The 20,702-nt window shown below is 66.4% G+C and carries 16 protein-coding genes; 9 read left to right on the top strand and 7 right to left on the bottom strand.

The genetic code is table 11. The features are described 5' to 3' along the window. Positions 1-135: 135 nt before the first annotated feature. Positions 136-1,491, bottom strand: a complete 1,356-nt coding sequence (locus ASF34_RS05690) for an NAD(P)-binding domain-containing protein (RefSeq protein WP_018043964.1) — start codon at positions 1,489-1,491, stop codon at positions 136-138. A 427-nt stretch (positions 1,492-1,918) separates the two neighbouring features. On the opposite strand from ASF34_RS05690, the gene ASF34_RS05685 reads away from it, so the two are divergent. Further along, positions 1,919-2,977, top strand: a complete 1,059-nt coding sequence (locus tag ASF34_RS05685) for a helix-turn-helix transcriptional regulator (RefSeq protein WP_056159552.1) — start codon at positions 1,919-1,921, stop codon at positions 2,975-2,977. A 69-nt stretch (positions 2,978-3,046) separates the two neighbouring features. On the opposite strand, the gene ASF34_RS05680 is transcribed toward ASF34_RS05685, so the two are convergent. Further along, entirely contained in the window at positions 3,047-4,078 is a 1,032-nt protein-coding gene (locus ASF34_RS05680) for a LysR family transcriptional regulator (protein ID WP_018043966.1), read from the bottom strand. Positions 4,079-4,290: 212 nt separating this feature from the next. Between ASF34_RS05680 and ASF34_RS05675 the strand changes: the two genes are divergently transcribed. Further along, the gene (locus ASF34_RS05675) at positions 4,291-5,169 is read left to right on the top strand and encodes an SDR family oxidoreductase (RefSeq protein ID WP_026175962.1); all 879 of its coding nucleotides are present in this window, start codon (positions 4,291-4,293) and stop codon (positions 5,167-5,169) included. A gap of 252 nt (positions 5,170-5,421) precedes the next feature. Here ASF34_RS05675 and ASF34_RS05665 read toward each other — a convergent pair whose 3' ends face one another. The 3 genes from ASF34_RS05665 to ASF34_RS05655 all read right to left on the bottom strand — a co-directional run bounded on the left by ASF34_RS05665 (position 5,422) and on the right by ASF34_RS05655 (position 8,092). Beyond that, complete coding sequence (locus ASF34_RS05665; RefSeq protein ID WP_056159547.1) at positions 5,422-6,480, bottom strand: heme-dependent oxidative N-demethylase family protein; 1,059 nt, start codon at positions 6,478-6,480, stop codon at positions 5,422-5,424. Between the two features lie 92 nt (positions 6,481-6,572). Next, the gene (locus ASF34_RS05660) at positions 6,573-7,526 is read right to left on the bottom strand and encodes a PDR/VanB family oxidoreductase (protein ID WP_056159544.1); all 954 of its coding nucleotides are present in this window, start codon (positions 7,524-7,526) and stop codon (positions 6,573-6,575) included. Continuing rightward, positions 7,523-8,092, bottom strand: a complete 570-nt coding sequence (locus ASF34_RS05655; RefSeq protein WP_056159541.1) for a dimethylamine monooxygenase subunit DmmA family protein — start codon at positions 8,090-8,092, stop codon at positions 7,523-7,525. Before ASF34_RS05655 ends, ASF34_RS05660 begins: the two co-directional genes overlap by 4 nt. A 1,002-nt stretch (positions 8,093-9,094) precedes the next feature. Here ASF34_RS05655 and ASF34_RS05650 point away from each other — a divergent pair. Both ASF34_RS05650 and ASF34_RS05645 read left to right on the top strand, forming a co-directional pair. Beyond that, entirely contained in the window at positions 9,095-10,846 is a 1,752-nt protein-coding gene (locus ASF34_RS05650; protein WP_018043971.1) for an APC family permease, read from the top strand. 98 nt (positions 10,847-10,944) lie between these two features. Then, positions 10,945-12,078 carry an aminomethyltransferase family protein gene (locus tag ASF34_RS05645; RefSeq protein WP_056159538.1) on the top strand — a complete coding sequence of 378 codons (1,134 nt, stop codon included), beginning with the start codon at positions 10,945-10,947 and terminating at the stop codon, positions 12,076-12,078. 138 nt (positions 12,079-12,216) lie between these two features. Here the strand turns inward: ASF34_RS05645 and ASF34_RS05640 are convergent, their stop codons facing one another. After that, the gene (locus ASF34_RS05640; protein WP_018043973.1) at positions 12,217-13,116 is read right to left on the bottom strand and encodes a LysR family transcriptional regulator; all 900 of its coding nucleotides are present in this window, start codon (positions 13,114-13,116) and stop codon (positions 12,217-12,219) included. 172 nt (positions 13,117-13,288) lie between these two features. On the opposite strand from ASF34_RS05640, the gene dctA reads away from it, so the two are divergent. The 4 genes from dctA (at position 13,289) to ASF34_RS05615 (ending at position 18,365) form a co-directional block, all read left to right on the top strand. Next, a complete protein-coding gene (gene dctA, locus ASF34_RS05635; RefSeq protein WP_018043974.1) occupies positions 13,289-14,620 on the top strand; it encodes a C4-dicarboxylate transporter DctA in 1,332 nt (443 codons plus the stop codon). 71 nt (positions 14,621-14,691) lie between these two features. Beyond that, positions 14,692-15,855, top strand: coding sequence for a mandelate racemase/muconate lactonizing enzyme family protein (locus tag ASF34_RS05630; RefSeq protein WP_018043975.1), 1,164 nt, complete (start codon positions 14,692-14,694; stop codon positions 15,853-15,855). 430 nt (positions 15,856-16,285) lie between these two features. Next, entirely contained in the window at positions 16,286-17,260 is a 975-nt protein-coding gene (locus tag ASF34_RS05620) for a 2-hydroxyacid dehydrogenase (protein ID WP_056159532.1), read from the top strand. 31 nt (positions 17,261-17,291) lie between these two features. Then, on the top strand, positions 17,292-18,365 hold the full coding sequence (locus ASF34_RS05615; RefSeq protein ID WP_018043978.1) for a tartrate dehydrogenase: 1,074 nt from the start codon (positions 17,292-17,294) through the stop codon (positions 18,363-18,365). 65 nt (positions 18,366-18,430) lie between these two features. On the opposite strand, the gene ASF34_RS05610 is transcribed toward ASF34_RS05615, so the two are convergent. Then, a complete protein-coding gene (locus ASF34_RS05610) occupies positions 18,431-19,300 on the bottom strand; it encodes a LysR family transcriptional regulator (protein ID WP_056159529.1) in 870 nt (289 codons plus the stop codon). Between the two features lie 145 nt (positions 19,301-19,445). On the opposite strand from ASF34_RS05610, the gene ASF34_RS05605 reads away from it, so the two are divergent. Further along, the gene (locus tag ASF34_RS05605) at positions 19,446-20,150 is read left to right on the top strand and encodes a YoaK family protein (RefSeq protein ID WP_056159527.1); all 705 of its coding nucleotides are present in this window, start codon (positions 19,446-19,448) and stop codon (positions 20,148-20,150) included. The last annotated feature ends 552 nt before the right edge of the window (positions 20,151-20,702 follow it).

Genomic DNA, 20,702 nt, shown 5'->3' with positions numbered 1-20,702 from the left:
GTCAGCGGGCCTCGAAGGAGGCCTCCAGTTGTCGCGCGATCCCCGGAACCCTCCTTCGAGGCCGCTACGCGGCACCTCAGGATGAGGTCAAGTCTTGGATAAACGCCTCAAACAGGCTCCAATACAGCTCCGCGCTCATTCCGCGGCTTGGGGCAGACCCATGAAGGCCTGGAGCGAATCGTCCATCGCTTTCATCCATGTGGTGTGATGGGCCGGCGACAGAGTTCCGGTGATGGTCGAGCGGTAGGACCGGTCGCGATAGGTGAGGATGCCCTCCATCTTGTGGTGCTCCCACTCCTTGAACAGCTCGGCGACCTTGTCGACGTCGAGACGCGGATAGTCGGTCGCCGCCAGGAGTTCGCGGACGTATTCCGTCTGGAAGTCGATCGCCTCGAACGGGTTGGTGAGCGTGTCCTGATAGGCCAGCCATTTGGCGATGTCGGCTTCCTGCTCCTCCGGACCCGGCAGCGCGAGCTTGCCCATCATGTAGTCGCGGGCATACCAGGCCTGGGCGTCGAACATGTTGAAGGTATAATACTGGTCCTGCATCCCGAGATAGATCAGGTTCGGGTTGGACTGCCAGAAGATGCCCTTGTAGATCCCCGCCGGGTAGAGGCAGTTGTGGGATTTCAGCCGTAGGTCGTCCGGCAGGAACGGATAGGTGTGCTTGTAGCCCGTACAGAAGATGATCGCGTCGACCTCGGTATCGCTGCCATCCTTGAAATAGGCCGTGTTGCCGACGAGCTTCTCCAGAAGCGGCCTCTCCTCGAACCCCGCCGGCCAGTCGAAGCCCATCGGCTTGGTGCGGTAGCTGAAGGTGATCGACGTCGCGCCGTACTTGATGCATTGCGTGCCGATATCCTCCGCCGAGTAGCTCGCACCGATCATCAGCAGGCGCTTGCCGGCGAACTCGTCGGCGACGCGGAAATCGTGCGCGTGCATCACGCGGCCGGGGAAGAATTCCAGCCCCTCGAAGCTCGGGACGTTGGGCACCGAGAAGTGGCCGTTGGCCACAACGACGTAGTCGAAGTCCTCGACCTGATGCTCGTCCTTGATCAGATCCTTCGCCGTCACGGTGAACCGGCCGGTCTCCTCCGAATAGCTCACCCAGCGGACGGGGGTACAGAAACGGATGTACTTGCGTACGTCGCTGCGCGCGACGCGGCCGGCGATGTAATCATGCAGTACGGCGCGCGGCGGATAGGACGGGATCGGTCGGCCGAAATGCTCCTCGAAGGAGTAATCGGCGAATTCGAGGCACTCCTTCGGGCCGTTCGACCAGAGGTAGCGATACATGCTGCTGTGGACCGGCTCGCCGTTCTCGTCGAGGCCGGTGCGCCACGAGTAGTTCCACTGGCCGCCCCAATCGGATTGCTTCTCGAAACAGACGAGCTCGGGGATCTCCTCGCCCGCGCGCCGCGCCGCCTCGAAGGCGCGCAGCTGGGCGAGGCCGCTCGGACCCGCGCCGATGATCGCAACCCGCTTCTTCATGATCAGATCCCCGTTCTATGTCTCGTGAGCCGGGCGGTCCGGGTCTCCCGATGGCGGGTTCCCGATCGGTGCCGGACGCCCGCCAAAGACCATTCTCCCCCGAGGATAGATCCGGCGAGGGCGAAACCTCGGCGGAACATTCCTGCTGAGAAAATTTATACGCCGCTGAGAAATGACGGTGCAATAGTGACTGTTGGCACTACTGTCGTCGCTCAGTTGTGCATTGCAAACGAAAAGGGGGGTTACTGTTAAGCGAGAACCATGCCAGGTATCCCGGTCGAACCGGGCGGCACGTCCCGGACGTCCGGCGCGGGCCTATCCCTTTCCCGGCGGGGCTACGGTATTCACACATCTCGCGGGCCGCTCGGGTCCGAGGCCGGACGCCGCGACGACGCGCCTGCTTCATGGGGAATGGCACCGTTTCAGGATGAAGGACGAACCGATCCGGAGCGGACCCGATCCGCTGGCCACCGCCGAATGGTACAGTCGGTTGGGCGACGTCGCCGCATCCATCGGGACCGAGCACTTTCACCGGAACCTGCTGTCCCTGTTCGCCCTCTGCGTGAAAAGCGATTCGGGATGGATCATCCGGTATTCGCGGGTGGCCCCGCCCGACGTGCTCTACACGACCGGGGTTCCGAGCGAGATCGTGGAGTTCTACAACAGGAAGTGCCTTCGCATCGATCCGTTCTCCCTCTACTGGAAGAACGGCGGCAAGCCGGGCATCCTGACCCTGTCGGAGATCGGGAACAGCAGCCCGGAATCGATCCTCTACGGCAAGATATTCAGGCCGGCCGCGAACATTTCCGACGAGCTCGGCATGTTCTTCTCGACGGTGGGGCATTGCTGCTTCGGGTTGTTCCTCGAACGCGAGCGCGGCGTCTTCTCGGAAGGCGACATCCGGCGGGCCAAGCTGGTCTTTCCCGCCCTGGAGGGATGCCACCGGAGCCATCTCGGCCATCTGTTCAGCAACCTGCGCTACACCGACGGGACGCAGGCGGAGGGGCTCCTCAACCGGCCGACCCTGATCCGCGACCGGCACGACGTGGAGGTGTTCGCCAACGAATCCTGGAAGCGGGCCGTCCAGTCGGATGCCTCGATCCTGCCAATGCTCGAGACCCTGGCGCCGTCGGACGCCATCCGCACGGTCCATGCGCGCGATCACGTGATCACATCGGAGGTCTTCGACCGGGACTTCGCCCTGGCGCCGGGCGGCCGGATCTTCATGCTCGGGCCGAAGCCCGCGCCGCAGGACGAATCGGTGGGCTACCGGGCGGCGGCGGAGGTGCTGGTGGCGTTGACCCCGCGGGAGCGGGACATCCTGACCCTGACGATGAAAGGCCAGGCCACGGGGCAGATCGCGCAGAGTCTGGGAATCGGCAAGGGCACCGTCAAGAACTGCAAGATCCGCATCTACCGGAAGGCGGAGGTCACCTCCGAGCGCGATCTCATCAAGAAGTTCAGCCCGTTCTTCCCCTCGGCCTGAGGGAGGACGACGTTCACATGGTTCGCCGGCTGCGCCGCCCTGCCCTCCTTCCCCTCGTGGCTGCGGCCTTCACGGAAACGATTCGGGTGATTTGAGTTTTGCAGCCTTTGGCGGTGTGCCGGCGGCGGGGTCGACGGTGAGGACGTCGCCGCCATCGGCATCGGCGTCCTCCTCGTCGCCGTTGCGTGATGCGCGATGAAGGATGTCGTCCCTCGGCATCCGGCTGGCGAGCGCGTCGATGGCGAGGCGCGACCGCAGTGGCAGATACCGTGCCGCGGGCCAGACGGCGTAGCAATCCATGGTCGCGTAGGGGCGGTTCGCCCAGAGCTGGACGAGTTCGCCCGCCTGCAGGCTGTCGCGGATCAGCCAATGCTGGAGCCAGCAGAGGCCGAGCCCGGCCTTGGCGGCGGCCAGGATGACTTCGACGTCGTCGAACCGAAGCCTGGCATGAGGGGAAACGGGGACGAGGACCCCGCCGGCATCCGGCAGGCGCCAGACATAGCCGCGGTCGCCGCGCGCATAGACCAGCGTGTCGTGCCCGGCCAGATCGGCAATGTCGTCCGGCCGTCCGCGCGCGGCGAGGTAGGACGGGGCAGCGCACAGCACCATGCGTTCCGTCACCAGCCGCCGGGCACGCAGGGAGCTGTTGTTGCCGAGCGCGCCGAAGCGCAATCCGAGATCGAAGCCGCCGGCGATCAGGTCGACGACCCGGTCGCTGAAGTTCAGCTCGAGTTCCAGCTTCGGATGCGCCTTGGCGTAGTCGAGCAGGATCGGCGCAGCGCAGCGCCGACCGAGGAGAACGGGCATCGAAATCCTCAAGCACCCCGCGACTTCCCGGCGGCCCGATTCGAGGAGCGCCTCGCCGGTGCGCATTTCTTCGACGGCCCGCAGGCAATGTTCGTAGAATTGCTGCCCGGCTTCCGTCAGGCTCTGCGTTCGCGTGGTCCGCTGGAACAGCCGCACGCCGAGCCGCTCTTCGAGGCGCGCCACGGCCTTGCCGACGGCGGAGCGTGACAGGGCCAGCCGGTCGGCCGCCCGCGCGAACCCTCCGGCCTCCACCGCCTCCACGAAGATCTGCACGCCATCGAACTTGTCTCGCATCGGTCGCCCGGTCCCGCACGGCCTGCCACGTGGATTGTAGCGCTACAGGCAACAAAGAAGCGAATAACTGGGTCTAAAGCCGAATGGCAATCTACGCTAGAGGAGTGGCGGGCGTACAGCGCGGCCCGGACAGGAACGGCTCCGCCGCATGGGCAGCCGACGCGGTTCCTGACCGAAGGCACGGCTTGGACGACAATCGGAAGGGTTGAGGGATGAGCGGTAAAGTCGTTGTCGTGACCGGCGCGAGCAGTGGTTTCGGGAAGCTCACGGTCCTAGAGCTCGCAAGGCGGGGTCATACCGTCATCGCGACCATGCGTGACGTCGAGGGCCGGAATAGCGCAGTCCGAAGCGAATTGATCGACGCCGCGAAGGCGGACGGGAATCCGCTGCAGGTTCTCGAAATGGATGTGGCCAGCGACGAGTCGGTCGAGGCCGCCATCGGTCACGTCATTGCCCAGCACGGCAGGATCGACGTTCTGGTCAACAACGCCGGCCTGATGCCGATCGGTGTGACGGAAGCCTATACGATCGCCGATGTCGAACGGCTGTTCGCGGTCAATGTCTTCGGGGCCATTCGCACCAATCGGGCCGTCCTGCCGCACATGCGCGCCGCCGGCAGCGGACTTCTCGTGCAGATCACGTCGTTGATGGGGCGATTCGTCATTCCCTTCTTCGGTGTCTATGCGGCGAGCAAGTTCGCGCTCGAGGCACTGGCGGAGACCTATCGCTACGAGCTCGGCGGATTCGGGATCGATTCGGTCATCGTCGAGCCGGGCCAGTTCCCGAGCAACCTCATCTCGTCGAGCCCCGAACCGTCCGATGCGGGGGTCCTGGCCTCTTATGGCGAGGTCGCGGCGATCCCGGGTCAGATCAAGGCCCATGCCGAGCAGCCCTACGATCCCGCCCATCCGCCGCGCCCGCAACGGGTCGCCGATGCGATCGCAGGGCTGGTCGAGGCAACGGAGCGGCGTCCCCTGCGCACGGTCGTGATGCCCGAGGGCATGGATTTCGGCGTCGCGCGCATCAACGAGGCGGTCGCTCCCATTCAGAACGACGTGCTCAGGGCCATGGGCATGGCGCACATGATCTAAAAGCCTGTTTAAGTCGTCTTTCCAAGGATTTACCTCATCCTGAGGTGCCGCGTAGCGGCCTCGAAGGAGCCCCTTAGAGCGCTCTCCGCCGAAGTGGATGCCGGTTCGGCGAAAAAGAGCGCGGCAGTCAAAGGCCTAGAGCTGTGTCCCGACCCAACGTGGTCGGGCACAGCTTTGGGGATCGCGCGATCACTGGAGGGCTCCATCGAGACCCTTTGCTCGAGCAAAGGGTACATCAGGATGAGGGGGGGCTCATTCGAGGCGGGCCTGGTCCGGCTGGATGCCGAGGGACAGGGGCGCCCCGTCGTCCAGGGCGGCCAAGCGCGACACCGCCATGCCGTGGAACCGGGTCAGGCCCTTGTACTCGACGAGTTCGGGCGGGAGGCTCGCCAGGACGCGGTGAAGGCGCTTGCGCCACTTCTCCACCCGCTCGATGTCCTGCAGACTGATCAGGTAGCAGCGGATGCCGAACAGGATCGCGTTGGAGCGCGGCAGGCGGAACAGGGTCTGCAGTTCCACGCGCAGGTGGAGCTTGCCCGCGATGTTCTCCGGGGTCACGGTGGTGCGGTCCGGCCCCCAATCGGGATAGTTCTCGGGCGACGTGTCGAGGCGCGGGTTGATCGTCATCGTCCAGTTCAGCCGGCGGACGGGATGCCCGTACTGTAGGCGCAGGAGATATTGCAGCGCCCGGTCGAACACCCCGATCTCGTGCGCCAGCGGCACCGGCCCGTGCCACTCGTGGAAGCTCATGCCGATATCGAATTCCAGCGACCAATCCGCCTGCGTGGTGACCATGCCGCCATCGACGTAGAGGTTGTCGTCCCGCTGATCCTGCAGGGTGAAGTCCCCTTGAGCCTGCCGGGTGATGTACTCGAACGGCTCGCAGGGCAGAGTGGACGCGTCGCCGAAGACGAAGCGCTGGTCGAGGCCCAGGGGGCGGTTGATCCAGTGCCAGGCGGTGCCGTCCCGCGTCAGGCTGAAATGCTCGGGGTAATCCGCCGACAGGCTCTCCATCAGGAGTTCGAGCGTGTCCCATTGCGCCGGCATCATGTGCGCCAGCACCTGGCATCGCTTCGGGTCGTGATCGAGGACGATCGCGCGCTCGCGGCATTCGGCGACGTAATGTTCGTCCACGTCGAACGCGTGTTCGAAGGCCGGCGACGTGCCCGCCTTCACATGCGGCTCGATGTTGACCGAGTACATGTATGTGTCTTCGCCGAACGGAAACGGGAAGCGGAGCACCGCCGCGTCGCTGTTCCGGTAGGAGAAGTCGTCCCGGAACGTCTCGTCGGTCTTGAACTGAATACCCATCTCAGCTTCCCTTTACCAAGCGGCGCCGATCCCGGCCGGCGGCCGGCATCGATGCGTTCGGCGGATGCCCGCCGCCGCGCGGTCGTCCGGTCTTAAAAATCGAGCACCAGGGTCTCGGATCTGGCCCGCGAGACGCAGGTCGCGATGAGGCGGCCCTCCGCCTTCTCGGCATCGGACAGGACGTGATCCCGGTGATCGGGGATGCCCTCCACGAGGGGCAGGAGGCAGACGCCGCAGGCGCCCCCCCGGCAGAGGCACGGAGCCTCGATGCCTTCGCCCTCCAGCGCTTCGAGCAGGGTCTGCGAGGCCCCGACCGCGACCGACCGGCCGGACCGCGCCAGGGTGACGGTGAACGGCTCGCCGCCCTTGTCCCCGCCGAAACTCTCGCGGTGGATCGCGTGCGGCGTCCAGCCGAGGCCGCGCGCCGTCTCCTCGACCGCGTCCATCAGGCCCTGAGGCCCGCAGGTATAGACATGGGTTCCCAGCGGCTGGTCGGCCAGGATGGCGGCGAGATCCGGCCGCTCTCCCCGTCCGACGCCATGGACGTGGACGCCCGCCGCATCGTCACCGAGCAGGCCCCGGAAGGTCTCGACCTCGTCGGGGGCGCAGAACTGATGCAGTTCGTAGGCGGCGCCGCGCGACGCCAGGACCGGCCGGTAGGACAGGAACGGCGTCAGCCCGATGCCGCCGGCGATCAGGATGTGCTTGCGGGCGAGCGACGCGATCGGGAACAGGCTGGCCGGCGCGCTCAGCTCGACGGCGTCACCGATCTCGAGCCTGTCGTGCAGGAAGTGGGAGCCGCCGCGCGAGTCCGGAACCCGGCGGACGACGATCGCGTAGTGATCGCGCTGATCGGGCGGCGTCACCAGCGAATAGGCGTTCTGCCAGACCCGGTCCGGCCCCCGCAGGGTGACGAGGACATGCGCCCCCGGCGGCGATGTGGGAAACGCCCCGCCCTTCTCGGGAACGAAGCGGAACCGCTTCAGCGTCGGGTTCAGGCGTTCGATCTCGGCGACGCGCGCCGACAGCTTGCCGTCGAGGATCATGAATAGGCCTGCTCTGCCGGAGGGACTTCGCCGGCGACCTCGGCATCGATCTTGACTCCCATGAAGGCCGACAGGCGCCGCGAGAAATGATCCCGCACGAACAGGTTGGCGCCGCAGCCGTCGCATCGGACGATGGTGGTCGTCACGCCGTGATTGAAGGTCCGGCAATGGACGCAGGCCACGCGCCGCGCCCGTGTGCCGGAATGGCACTGGAAGATCTCCTGCTTGGTCATCCCCGCGCGCTGCGCCGTGTTGAAGACGTCCCACAGGAAATCCTCGGTCCCGCTCACGTAGAGCCGCAGACCCATGCGCTCCCGCGCGAGGCGATGGTCGAGGCGATCGATGAGGTGCCTCGGCGAACGGAACCCTCGTTCGTGAACGGTCTCGGAGGGTGGGATCCGGCCCTCCTGGTCGGGGCCTGCGACGAACCAGACCTCCACCTCCCTGTCGGGCGGGGCCCCGAAGCGGTAGGCGGGCGAATCCGACACCAACAGGTGGCGCAACCCGGACGGATCCATCGCCAGCGATTGATAGACCGGTCGGCTCTTGATGGACTGATCTGACATCGACCTCGACTCGACAATGGGCGGGGCGGCGGCCGGAGCGGACTGCGCCGAACCAGGGGACGAATTCGGTCCCCTCGACAAAGCCGGCCCCGTCTTGCTCGTACGGCGATCGGGTTCTTTAAGAGAATTTCATTTTCTCCAAGAGAACAACAATGTCAATCGCCGTTTTCGACCGGAATCCCGGCCAAGGAGTCCCGGCCAAGGGGTCTCGGCCAATGGGTCGGATGCCGGTTCGATGGGCGGCGGACACGTGTTTCGGCACCCGCTGCCGTCATGGTCCGCACTCCCGTGCGGGACGCGCAGGGTCGCAGGGCGTGCGCGCGAAAGCGAGAGGCCATGTCGACGATCCACTCGAATCGAGAAGCCCATCGCGGTCCGATCTCGCGTCATGCCCGCGATCGGCAAACATCCATGCCCATTTACTGGTCACATCTGCCCGAAAATCAATTCTCATGGAAAATTTCGATGCAATTCCACTGTTCGCTCGAGGGGGAGCCGCAATAGCGCTTGACAGCGGCTCAACCGAAGAGAAATGATTATTCCTGTAGAGAATTTCAGGAGTTCGACCGGCAGTCTTCCACTGACGTGATGTGTCGGGCTCGCATGAAACGTGCGCACCGGCGGTCGCGGCGCCCCGGCTATTCGGAAAGACTTCGTGTGACCCTCTCCGCAAGGCGGGAAATATCCATGTCGCCGACGATGCATCGACACGCACATCCCTAGCTTGGAGTCCCTCACGAAACGTCCGGTCGGCGCCGATCCTCGCTCCGGGCACGCCGGTGCGGCGGAAGTTTCGTGAGGGACACTCGAAACGTCCTTCGGAACACCCTTCTGCGACGCCGATCCACTTGGCGGAGCGGCGCCCCGAGCCAGACGACACTCCAGATGCGCCTCGACCCCGCCGAGGCCGCGCGGACACGCATCGCCGCGGGATCACACCTTCGGCGAGGGCACGGGTCGATCCGGACCGAACCCTCGATACGACCAATGGAGAGCTGAATCATGAGCACCGGACTGGCATCCTCGGCAAAGCCCGTGGCGGGCTTCACGTCCCCCGCCACCGGGACGGCCGAAGACGGGAAGCTGCATCGCAGCATCAACTGGACGGGCGCGTTCTGGGTCGCGAGCGGTGTGCCCGCCCTCGTCCTGTTCTCGGTGGGCGGCATTGCCGGCAATACGGGCAAGCTCGCCTTCCTGATCTGGACGCTCTCCATGATCATGGGCTTCATCCAGTCCTTCACCTATGCGGAGATCGCCGGCCTGTTCCCGAACAAGTCGGGGGGCGCGTCGGTCTACGGGGCCGCGGCCTGGGTCCGCTACACCAAGCTGGTGGCGCCCCTCTCGGTCTGGTGCAACTGGTTCGCCTGGTCGCCGGTCCTGTCGCTGGGCTGTTCCATCGCGGCCTCCTACATCATCAACGCGGTGGCGCCGCAGCCCACGGCCACGTCGCCGGCCGTGGTGCAATGGCTCGCCACCAACGGTGCCGCCCTGCAGATGGCCGATGCCGACAAGGTGACGGCGGCCATCGCGGCCGTGGCGCCCGGCATCCGCACCTGGACCCTGTTCACCACCACCCTCGGCCCGGTCTCGCTCTCGCTGAACCTGGCCTTCTTCATCGGCGCCGCTCTCATGCTCGCGGTCTTCGCCGTGCAGCACCGCGGTATCCTCGGAACGGCGAACGTCCAGAAGTATATCGGTCTCCTCGTCATCATCCCGATGTTCATCGTCGGCGTGGTTCCGCTGCTGATCCACGGCGTGAACTGGGAGAACTTCTCTCCCCTCGTCCCCCTCGCCGCACCGGCCGCTCCCGCGCCGGGCGCCTGGAACATCACGGGCTGGACGCTGGTCCTCGGCAGCATGTTCATCGCGGCCTGGTCGACCTACGGGTTCGAGACGGCGATCTGCTACACCAGCGAGTTCCGTGATCCCGCCAAGGATACGTTCAAGGCGATCTTCTATTCGGGCCTGCTCTGCCTCCTGCTGTTCACCCTCGTGCCCTTCACCTTCCAGAGCATGCTTGGCGTCGAGGGGATGCTGGAGGCTTCCATCGTCGACGGGTCGGGTGTGGCGGCCGCACTGGCGCACATGGTCGGCGGCGGTCCCATCGTCGAGAACTTCCTCGTCATGCTGATGATCCTGGCCCTCGTGCTCTGCATCATGACGGCGATGGCGGGGTCCTCGCGCACCCTCTACCAGGGCTCGGCCGACGGCTGGCTGCCGCGCTACCTCAGCCATGTGAACGAGCATGGCGCGCCGACGCGGGCGATGTGGACCGATCTCGTCTTCAATCTCGCGATCCTGGCGATCGCCTGTGCCGATGCGACGAGTTTCTTCTTCATCCTGGCCGTGTCGAATTGCGGCTACATCATCTTCAACTTCCTCAACCTCAACTCGGCCTGGATCCACCGCATCGACTCGGCGCATATCCCGCGCCCCTACCGCGCACCGACCTTCGTCCTGGTGCTCGGCGGCGTCTTCGCCTTCGTGAACGTGATCTTCATGGGCGCGGGCGCGAAGGTCTGGAACCCGATCGCCCTCTGGGCCGGCCTGATCACCGCCGCCCTGATCATCCCGGTCTTCTGCTACCGCCACTATGTCCAGGACGGCGGCAAGTTCCCGGCCGAGATGTACGAGGACCTGCATGTCGGCCCCGAGGGGATGGTGAGCCGCCGCCGGGCGGGAATCCTGCCCTACCTGACGCTGGCCGCCGGCGTCGTGGTGCTCCTCCTCTCGAACTGGTTCTTCCAGCTCTGATCGAACCGGGCTGCCGGGGCCGTCGGCTCCGGCAGCCCGAACGCGAGACGAGACAGAGTCCGCCCAATCAAAAAACGGAACACTAAGGGACAGCCGCCATGAGCTACAAAGACCTTCCCCGCCAGTCGGCCCTCAACGAACGCCATCTGGCCCTGGGCTCGACACTCGACGCCGAGTGGAACGGGATGCCCATCCCCCAATCCTACCGAACCGACCGCTACGAGGAGACCACCATCGTCCGCTCGCGGGCGGGCTTGTTCGACGTCTCCGGCCTTCGCATCGTCAACGTCTCCGGTCCGGACGCGGAAGCGATGCTGAACGCGATGCTCACCAGCGACGTCGGCAAGATCGCGCAGGGCCGATCGGCCATCAGCAACATCGTCGACGAGAACGGCTCCCTGATCGACGACGTGCTGGTCTACCGCGACGGGCCGCAGGCCTTCCGCGTCTCGCATGGCGGCGGCAGCCTCGAAGACGTTCTTCCCGAATTCACCGAAGGCCGCGCCGTGGAGGCGGCCCGCGACGACGACGTCCACATCCTGTCGCTGCAGGGACCGCTGGCGCTCGCTATCCTCGCGCCGCACACGCCCTTCGACCTGCCGACGCTGAAGTATTTCGAGCATGTGCGCACGACGCTGTTCGGCCGCGACGTGTCCCTGGCGCGGGGCGGCTACTCGGCCGAGCGCGGCTACGAGGTGTTCTGCGCCGCCAAGGACGCCGTCGCCATCTGGGATGCGATCATGCAGGCCGGCGAGCCCTTCGGCATCGTGGCGGCCTCCTGGGACTGCCTCGACATCGTGCGCGTGGAGGGCGGCCTGCTGTTCTTCCCCTTCGACATGCCCAAACCCGACACCACGCCGTGGGAAATGGGCCTGGCCTGGACCGTCGACCTCGACAAGCCGGATTTCCGCGGCAAGGCCGCCCTGCTGGCGCGGAGGGGCACCGAGCGTTTCAGCCAGGTCGGCCTCGAGATCCTGCACCATGAGGCGGTGACGCCCGGCGCCAAGATCTTCAAGGACGGACTCGAGGTCGGCACCGTCAACAGCACCACCTACAGCCGCCACCTGATGAAGTCGCTGGGCCTCGCCCACCTGCCGCCGGAGCTCGCCGCCCTCGGCACGGAGGTCGAGGTCCGGACCGAGACCGGCCCGCTGGTCGCCAACGTGGTGCGGACGCCGTTCTACGACCCGATGCGCCTGCGCACCCATCCGGCCGACGAACGGACCGCCTGATACCGGGCGGCGTCCCCCTCCCCCCTGTGGCTACGGCCTGGACGGAGGGGGAACCCGCGGTACCGGCGAAATCGGCGGTCCTGCTTCCAGAGGCTCGCGCTCACGCAGGCCCCTTCCGCGAACGGAGACCGGCGACGGTCACGCACGGGCTTCGGTGAGGTCGTCCCAGAGCCGGTCGGCCGCATCGTTGCGGCAGTCGAGGGAGCGGAACAGCCTGATGTCGATGGGGATGTCGAACCGGTCCGGACCGGCGCGCACGAGCCTGCCGCGCGCCTGATCTTCGGCCGCCAGCGTCTGCGGCAGCCAGGCGATGCCGTGTCCGTTCCGCGCCATCGTCATGAGCGCCGCCGCCAGATGAGAGGTGAGCGCCGTCGCCGAATGGGCCGGCTCGCGATCCGGAAAGGCCGCGATGATGCGCCCGAGCCCCGAGGCCTGGCTGTATCTCAGATAGGGCAGAGGCGCCTCCGGCGTTCCCGGCAGCGACCATGTCGGGCCGCCGTCCGAGGTGGGCGCGCAGAGGGGAACCAGCAGGTCGTCGCCCAGGGACAGGCTCGGAAACCGCTCCGCTTCGAAGCGCGTCCGTGCATCCGGGTGATGGTGGCACAGGAGGAAGTGGACCTCGCCGGCGAGCATGATGGCTTCGCAGGCCTCCATGCTGTCAGAGATCAGGTTGAGGGTGCCCAGCGTCTGATGGTGCATCAGGCCGCGGATCCAGTTCGGAAAGAACGTGAACGACAGGGCGTGGGTCGCCGCGATGGAGAGCGTCGCCGTGTCCCGGGCGCCCACCTCCCGCGCGTCGCGTCGTGCCCGCTCCAGGCTGCGCATCATGTCCTGGGCCGCCGGCTGGAAGGCGAGCCCGGCCGGCGTGAGCACCGCCCCCTGCGGACCACGGGCGAACAGGGGCGTGCCGACCCAATCCTCAAGGGCGCGGATGCGCCGGCTGAAGGCCGGCTGCGTCACGCTCCGCGCCTCGGCCGCGCGCGAGAACGTCTTCTGCTCCGCCAGGGCGAGGAAGTCCTTCAGCCAGTCCAGATCCATCGATCAGCCAGTGTCCGTCAGCCCGTCCAGCCCGATGCCGACCGCGCATAGCGCGCACCGAACATGGCATTGGCCGAGCGACGGTGTCCAGGCGTAAGGACGGCATCAAGCCCCGCAAGAGGGATCACTAATCAAGCTGCCCGCTAAGTGGCAGATCAGGAGGAAACAGATCATGAAGTCATGGCTAAGCCGACTCTATGTTCAAGTCTTCATAGCAATCGTCATCGGCGGGCTCGTCGGGTATTTCCTGCCCGACGTCGCCGTCACGCTGCAGCCCCTGGCGGACGGCTTCATCAAGCTGATCAAGATGCTGCTCGCGCCGGTCATCTTCGGCACCATCGTCGTCGGCATCGCCAAGATGGGCAACCTGAAGGAGGTCGGCCGCATCGGTGTGCGCGCGCTCATCTACTTCGAGGTCGTCTCCACGCTGGCCCTCGTCATCGGCCTCGTGGTGGTCAACGTGATGCAGCCGGGCGTCGGCATGAACATCGACGCCACGCAGATCGACAGCAGCGCCATCGCCTCCTACGCCAAGCGAGCGGAAGCCCAGCCCGGCATCGTCGGCTTCTTCATGGACATCATCCCCTCGACGATGGTGGATGCCTTCGCCAAGGGCGCGATGCTGCAGATCATCCTGATCTCGCTGCTCTTCGGCGTCGCGCTGGTTCAGGCGGGCGAACGCGGCAAGCCGGTGGTCGTCGTCATCGACAGCCTGCTGGACGCGCTGTTCCGCATCGTCGCCATGGTGATGCGCCTGGCTCCCATCGGTGCGGGTGCCGGTGTCGCCTTCACCATCGGCAAGTACGGCTTCGGCACCGTCTGGTCCCTCGCCTACCTCATGCTCGGTGTCTACGTCACGTCGATCCTGTTCGTCGTGCTGGTTCTCGGCTCCGTCTGCGCCTGGACCGGGTTCTCCCTGGTCAAGGTTCTCGGCTTCTTCAAGGACGAGATCCTCATCACCTTCGGCACCTGCTCCACCGAGGCGGTGATGCCCCGGATGATGGCCAAGCTGGAGCGGGTGGGCTGCGAGAAGTCGGTGGTCGGCCTCGTGCTGCCCACCGGCTACACCTTCAACGCCGACGGCACCTGCATCTACCTGACCATGGCGGCGATCTTCGTCGCCCAGGCCACCAACACGCCGCTGGGCATCGGCGACCAGCTCGTCGTCCTGGGCGTGCTGCTCCTGACCTCGAAAGGGTCGGCGGGTGTCGCCGGGGCCGGGTTCGTCACCCTCGCCGCCACCCTGTCGAGCATCCACACCGTCCCGGTCGCCGGCCTCGTCCTTCTGCTGGGCGTCGATCGCTTCATGAACGAGGCGCGGGCGGTCACGAACCTGATCGGCAACGCGGTCGCCACCATCGCGGTCGCCAAGTGGGAAGGCGCCTTCGACCTGAACAAAGCGGAAGAAGCCTACCGCGACCGGGCCGCCGTCGCCTCCGAGAACGTCGTTCCCGACCGGGAAGCCGGGCATGCCCTGCCCCGCCCCGTGGCGGCCGCCCACTAGACCTTCCGACCGACCCCCGTTCCATCCCGTTCCCCTCACGCGAAATTCTTCGCATCTCAAGGAGAGCCACCATGCGTATCGTCGACGTCTGCGAGGTCACCAAGCCGATCTCCTCGCCCATCCGCAACGCCTATATCGACTTCTCGAAGATGACCGCCAGCCTCGTGGCCGTGGTCACGGACGTGGAGCGCGACGGCCGCCGGGTGGTGGGCTACGGCTTCAATTCCAACGGCCGCTACGGCCAGGGCGGCCTGATCCGCGAGCGCTTCAAGAACCGCATCCTCGAGGCCGACCCCAAGAGCGTGCTGAACGAGGCCGGCGACAACCTCGACCCGCACAAGCTCTGGGCGGCGATGATGACCAACGAGAAGCCCGGCGGCCACGGCGAGCGCTCGGTGGCGGTGGGCACCCTCGACATGGCGATCTGGGACGCCACCGCCAAGATCGCCGGCAAGCCGCTGTTCCGGATGCTCGCCGAGCAGAAGGGCGTCGAGGCCAACCCGCGCGTCTTCGTCTACGCGGCCGGCGGCTATTACTATCCCGGCAAGGACGACACCCAGCTGCGCGCCGAGATGCGCGGCTACCTCGACCGGGGCTACAACGTCGTGAAGATGAAGATCGGTGGCGTGCCGATCGAGGAGGACCAGCGCCGCATCGAGGCCGTGCTGAAGGAGATCGGCTCCCAGGCGCAGCTCGCCGTGGACGTGAACGGCCGCTTCAACCTCGAACAGGGCATCGCCTATGCCAAGATGCTGCGCCAGTACCCGCTGTTCTGGTACGAGGAGATCGGCGATCCCCTCGACTACGCCCTGCAGGCCGCGATCTCCGAGTTCTATCCCGGCCCGATGGCGACCGGCGAGAACCTGTTCTCGCACCAGGATGCCCGCAACCTCCTGCGCTACGGCGGCATGCGGCCCGACCGCGACTACCTGCAGTTCGACTGCGCCCTGTCCTACGGCCTCGTCGAGTACCTCCGCACCCTCGACGTGCTGGAGCAGTTCGGCTGGTCGCCCAAGCGCTGCATCCCGCATGGCGGTCACCAGATGTCGCTCAACATCGCGGCCGGCCTGGGGCTGGGCGGCAACGAGAGCTACCCGGACCTGTTCCAGCCCTATGGCGGCTTCCCGGACGGGGTGAAGGTCGAGGACGGCCACATCGTCATGCCCGAACTGCCGGGCATCGGCTTCGAGGGCAAGTCGGACCTCATCAAGGTCATGCGCGAGCTCGCGGAGTAAGCGCCGATCGATCGCCGTGCGGGGTTCATCGAGCCCGGCACGGCCCCTCCCCCTGTCGCCTGGCCTCGGGCGACAGCCGTTCCTGCGAGCCGGTCAGCCGAGACGGGCCGGCCCCGGGGACGGCAAACCGGAATCGACGTGACGAGGAAATCCGTACGATGCGTCCGCTCAGCGATGACGAGCGAGCCGTTCTGTCCGCTCTGACCGAAGACTTCGTCAGCGCCACCGTTATCAAGGTCAGGTCTGGTCTCCCGCGCGGAGAGCGGAACGAGAAAGTGCTCGAAGCCTGCCTGGGATTGGCGCAACGCGGTCTGGCCGAGCGGGCCGGCTCCGGGTTGCGGTCCACCCTCCGTTGGCGGAAAGCACGAGGTGGCTTCGCCCCGGAGCGGGAGCGCCACCTCCACGGAACACGCAACTGCGAAGAGGCCCCATGACAGCGCATGCGAAGGCGGAGATCCTGCTGCTGAAGGCGATCCTTCCCGATACGATCCGAGCCCTCGACGAGCGCTTCGTCCTCCACCGCCTGGATCGGGCCACGGACCGGGACGCGTTCCTGGCGGAGGTCGGCCCGGCGATCCGAGGCGTGGTGGTGGGAGGCCAGGCCCCGGCGGGGTCCGATCTCTTCGCGCGGCTCCCCGGCCTGGAGATCGTCGCGAATTTCGGTGTCGGCTACGACACGATCGACGTGGCGGATGCCAAGCGGCGGGGCGCCGTCGTGACGAACACCCCGGACGTGCTCACCGAGGAGGTGGCCGATCTCGCCCTCGGCCTGCTTCTGGCCACCGTCCGCCGCATTCCCCAGGCCGACCGGTATCTCCGCGCCGGAGCATGGCCGAAGGCCGCGTTTCCGCTCTCGCCGTCCCTGCGCGGGCGCCGGATCGGCATCCTCGGCCTGGGGCGGATCGGACGCGCCATCGCTACGCGGCTCGACGGGTTCGGCTGCGCGATCGCCTATCATGGCCGGAGCCGCCAGCCGGAGGTGCCCTACGAGTATCACGCCAGCGTGGTCGATCTGGCGCGGGCCTGCGACGTCCTCGTGGTCGTCGCGCCCGGTGGCGGAGCCGGGCCCCTGGTGACTGCCGAGGTGCTGGACGCCCTCGGGCCAGAGGGCATCCTGATCAACGTGGCGCGCGGCAGCCTCGTCGACGAGTCGGCCCTGATCGCGGCCCTGCAGCAGGGCGTGATCCACTCCGCCGGCCTCGACGTGTTCGTCGACGAGCCCCGCGTTCCTCCCGCCCTGATCGCCTTGGACAACGTCGTGCTGCTACCGCATGTCGGCTCGGCTTCCCGTCACACCCGTCTCGCCATGGGAGCCCTGCTGGTAGACAATCTGGTCTCCTGGTTCGAAGGCCGGGGGCCGGTGACGCCCGTCGCCGAGACGCCGTGGCCAGCGAGCGCCGACTAATCCCCGAGCCCATCCCCGGAGAGCCATTCCGATGACATCACGCAGCTATCGCATCGCCGTCATTCCGGGCGACGGGATCGGCAAGGAGGTCGTGCCGGAGGGCGTGCGCGTCCTCGAAAAGGCCGCCAAGCGCCACGGCTTCAGCCTCGAGTTCGACTGGTTCGACTTCGCCAGCTGCGATTATTACGAGCGGCACGACCGGATGATGCCGGAAGACTGGAAGGCGCAGATCGGGGGCCACGACGCGATCTTCTTCGGCGCGGTCGGCATGCCGGACCGGGTGCCCGATCACGTCTCGCTCTGGGGCTCGCTGATCCTGTTCCGGCGGGAATTCGACCAATACGCCAACCTGCGCCCGGTGCGCCTGATGCCGGGGGTGAAGAGCCCGCTCGCCGACCGCAAGCCCGGCGACATCGATTTCTGGGTGGTCCGCGAGAACACGGAGGGCGAATACTCGAATGCGGGTGGGCGCATGTTCGCCGGCACCGACCGCGAATTCGCCCTGCAGGAGACGATCATGACGCGCCACGGCGTCGACCGCATCCTGAAATTCGCCTTCGAACTGGCCCAGAGCCGGCCGAAGAAGCACCTGACCTCGGCCACCAAGTCCAACGGCATCTCGATCACGATGCCCTATTGGGACGAGCGGGTGAAGGAGATGGCCAAGGCCTACCCGGACGTGGCCTGGGACCAGTACCATATCGACATCCTGACCGCCCATTTCGTGCTGAACCCGGACCGGTTCGACGTGGTCGTCGCCTCGAACCTGTTCGGCGACATCCTCTCCGATCTCGGCCCCGCCTGCACGGGCACGATCGGCATCGCACCCTCCGGCAACATCAACCCGGAGCGGCTCTTCCCCTCGGTGTTCGAACCGGTGCACGGCTCGGCCCCCGACATCGCCGGACAGGGCATCGCCAACCCGATCGGCCAGATCTGGTCCGGCTCGATGATGCTGGAACATCTCGGTGAGCACGAGGCGGCCCGCGAGATCGTCACCGGGATCGAGCGCGTCCTCTCCGAGCGGACCCTGCGCACGCGCGATCTCGGCGGCAACGCCGATACCGAAGCCTGCGGCAGGGCGGTGGAAGAAGCCCTCGGATAAGGGCGTCCCCTCTGACGGCGTCTCGGTGACCCGGACCCATGGGTCGGGGTCTCCGGGGCCCGGTATCAGACCTCAGGGACGGCCTGTAGCTCCGCCGAACTCGCCAGGATCGTCTCCTGCAACGCCGTCGCGACGGCATGCTGGCGGCCCGGGCCGAGGACCACGAACTCGACGTCGCCGATCGGTGGCAAACCGGCCAGTGTCGGGATCGGGGCAAGTCCCGGCGGCATGACCCTGGCCGAGTGCGGCGCGATGCCCAGACCCGCTTCGACGGCGGCGCGCACTCCCATCAGGCTGCCGCTGGTGCAGGCGATCCGCCAGGGACGGCCCGCCGCGTCGAGGGCATTGAGCGCCAGGGTGCGTGTCATCGAAGGCGGCGGATAGAGGACCAGGGGCAACGGCAGCTCAGGATTAGGAACGAAGCCCGGTCTGCCCGCCCAGATCAGTTCCTCTGCCCAGGCCAGTTCGCCGCGCGGGTCACCGCGTCGGCGCTTGCAGAAGATCACGTCCAGTTCGCCCGCATCGTAGCCCTGATAGAGGGTCCGGCTCAGCCCGACCGTCAGCTGCAGATCGACGGAAGGGTGGCGCTCGGCGAAGCGTGCCAGAACATGGGCCAGGGCCGACAGGGTGTAGTCTTCGGAGACGCCGAGGCGGATACGGCCGCGCAGGCCGCCTGGTGAGAAGAAGGCGCGAAGCCGGTCGTGCGCCTCCAGCACCTCCCGCGCGAAGCCGATCAGGGCCTGGCCGTCCGGCGTCGGGGCGACCCGATGCGTGTCCCGCATGAGGAGAGAGCGGTCCAGCGCCAGTTCCAGCCGCGCGATATGACCGCTGACCGTGGATTGCCGCACGCCGAGTGCCTGCGCCGCGGCCGTGAAGCTGCCGTTTTCGAGCACGGCCAGGAAGGAGCGGATGTGGTCGACGTTGAGGGTGCTCATCACGTTTCATGATAGCCGATATTCTGACCGCCCTGGAGGTCGGCGGGCTAAGAGCGCCTCACACACATTCCGGTCACAGTCGGTTCTCGCCTCGGCGATCCGTGCACCGCAGCGCCATCATCGTCTGCCAATCAGGGACAGTCTCGTGAAGCCGCAGATCACCGGTGGCGGCACGTCCGCCGGAACCGCCCTCGCCTTCGTCGCCGGCTTCGTCGATGCTGCGGCCTTCATCGCATTGACCGGCCTGTTCACGGCTCACGTCACCGGAAACTTCGTCCTGATCGGCGCCGAACTGGTCGCGAGTTCAAGCGGCGTCCTGGCGAAACTCCTGGCGCTCCCTGTCTTCATGGGGGCGGTGGCCGGGGCCCGCATCCTCGGGCTGCTCCTGGAGCGACGGGATGCCGATCCCCTGCCCTGGCTGCTCGCCGTCGAGGCGGCCCTCCTCGCTGGCTTTGGCCTGTACGGGACCGTGTTGTCGCCGCTCGATGCGCCGGACGGCGCCCCGGCCTTGGTGGTTGGCATGCTCGCCGTTGCGGCCATGGGCGTGCAGAACGCGATCGGCCGTCTCTCCCTCGGTCATCTCGCCCCGACCACGGTGATGACCGTGAGTGTGAGCCAGGCCGTCATCGACGCGACGGATCTCGCTCTCGGAACGGCCGGGAACCGCGCCCAGACGCGTGCGCGCTTGTTGCGCGTGCTGCCGGCCATCGTGGCCTTCGCCGTGGGCGCGTTGTGCGGAGCCTTCGGGATCGCCCATCTCGCGTTCGGCTGCATCGCGCTGCCGTTCATCGTGCTCGTCGTCCTGACTGTCTTGGCGATAGCGCCCGCCGACGCCAACACCGCGCCGTGAGACGGTTGGGCTGGTCCAAACGTTCCCACTCCGCCCGTACGCTCGCGCTGTCCCAAATCGATGGACGGTCCGGATACGTGCAAAAGCGAATGTCGGCCTCCGGGCGATGAAACGACCTCCGCCGCCGACCCTTGAAAGGTCCGCTTTCCGGCCGCTGAGGGGAGGATGATCGTGGCCGGTGCGTAAGTGTCTCTCATAAAGCTCCCGCTGCGCTGTCGTGCTTGGAGCGAGAACCGACCGTGATCGGGAGTTTTGTGAGGAACTCTGAGCCCGACATTGCATGGCCGTGAGGAATAGTCGGTACGGTGATGGAGGATCGGCTGACCGGCAGACGGTGGGGTGGAACAAAATGGAAAATTGAATCGACATCGGCCGGTCCATGCGTCGGCTCAATCAAACCGATATGCCCCTGCGACGGCTGGAGAAAATGCACTTAAACACATGCCGGGGTCTCGATGAAATATATTTGGTGTAATCTCACGAAGTCATCACAAATAAAAATGCAATTTAATACAGATCGCTTCCTCTTCGATATGCCAAGGCAAGCATCAG

It is taken from the genome of Methylobacterium sp. Leaf106 (assembly GCF_001422895.1).
In the GTDB taxonomy this organism is placed as follows: Bacteria; Pseudomonadota; Alphaproteobacteria; order Rhizobiales; family Beijerinckiaceae; genus Methylobacterium; species Methylobacterium bullatum.
Note: the sequence above shows the minus strand (reverse complement) of the source record. Positions and strands in the feature narration are given on the sequence as shown.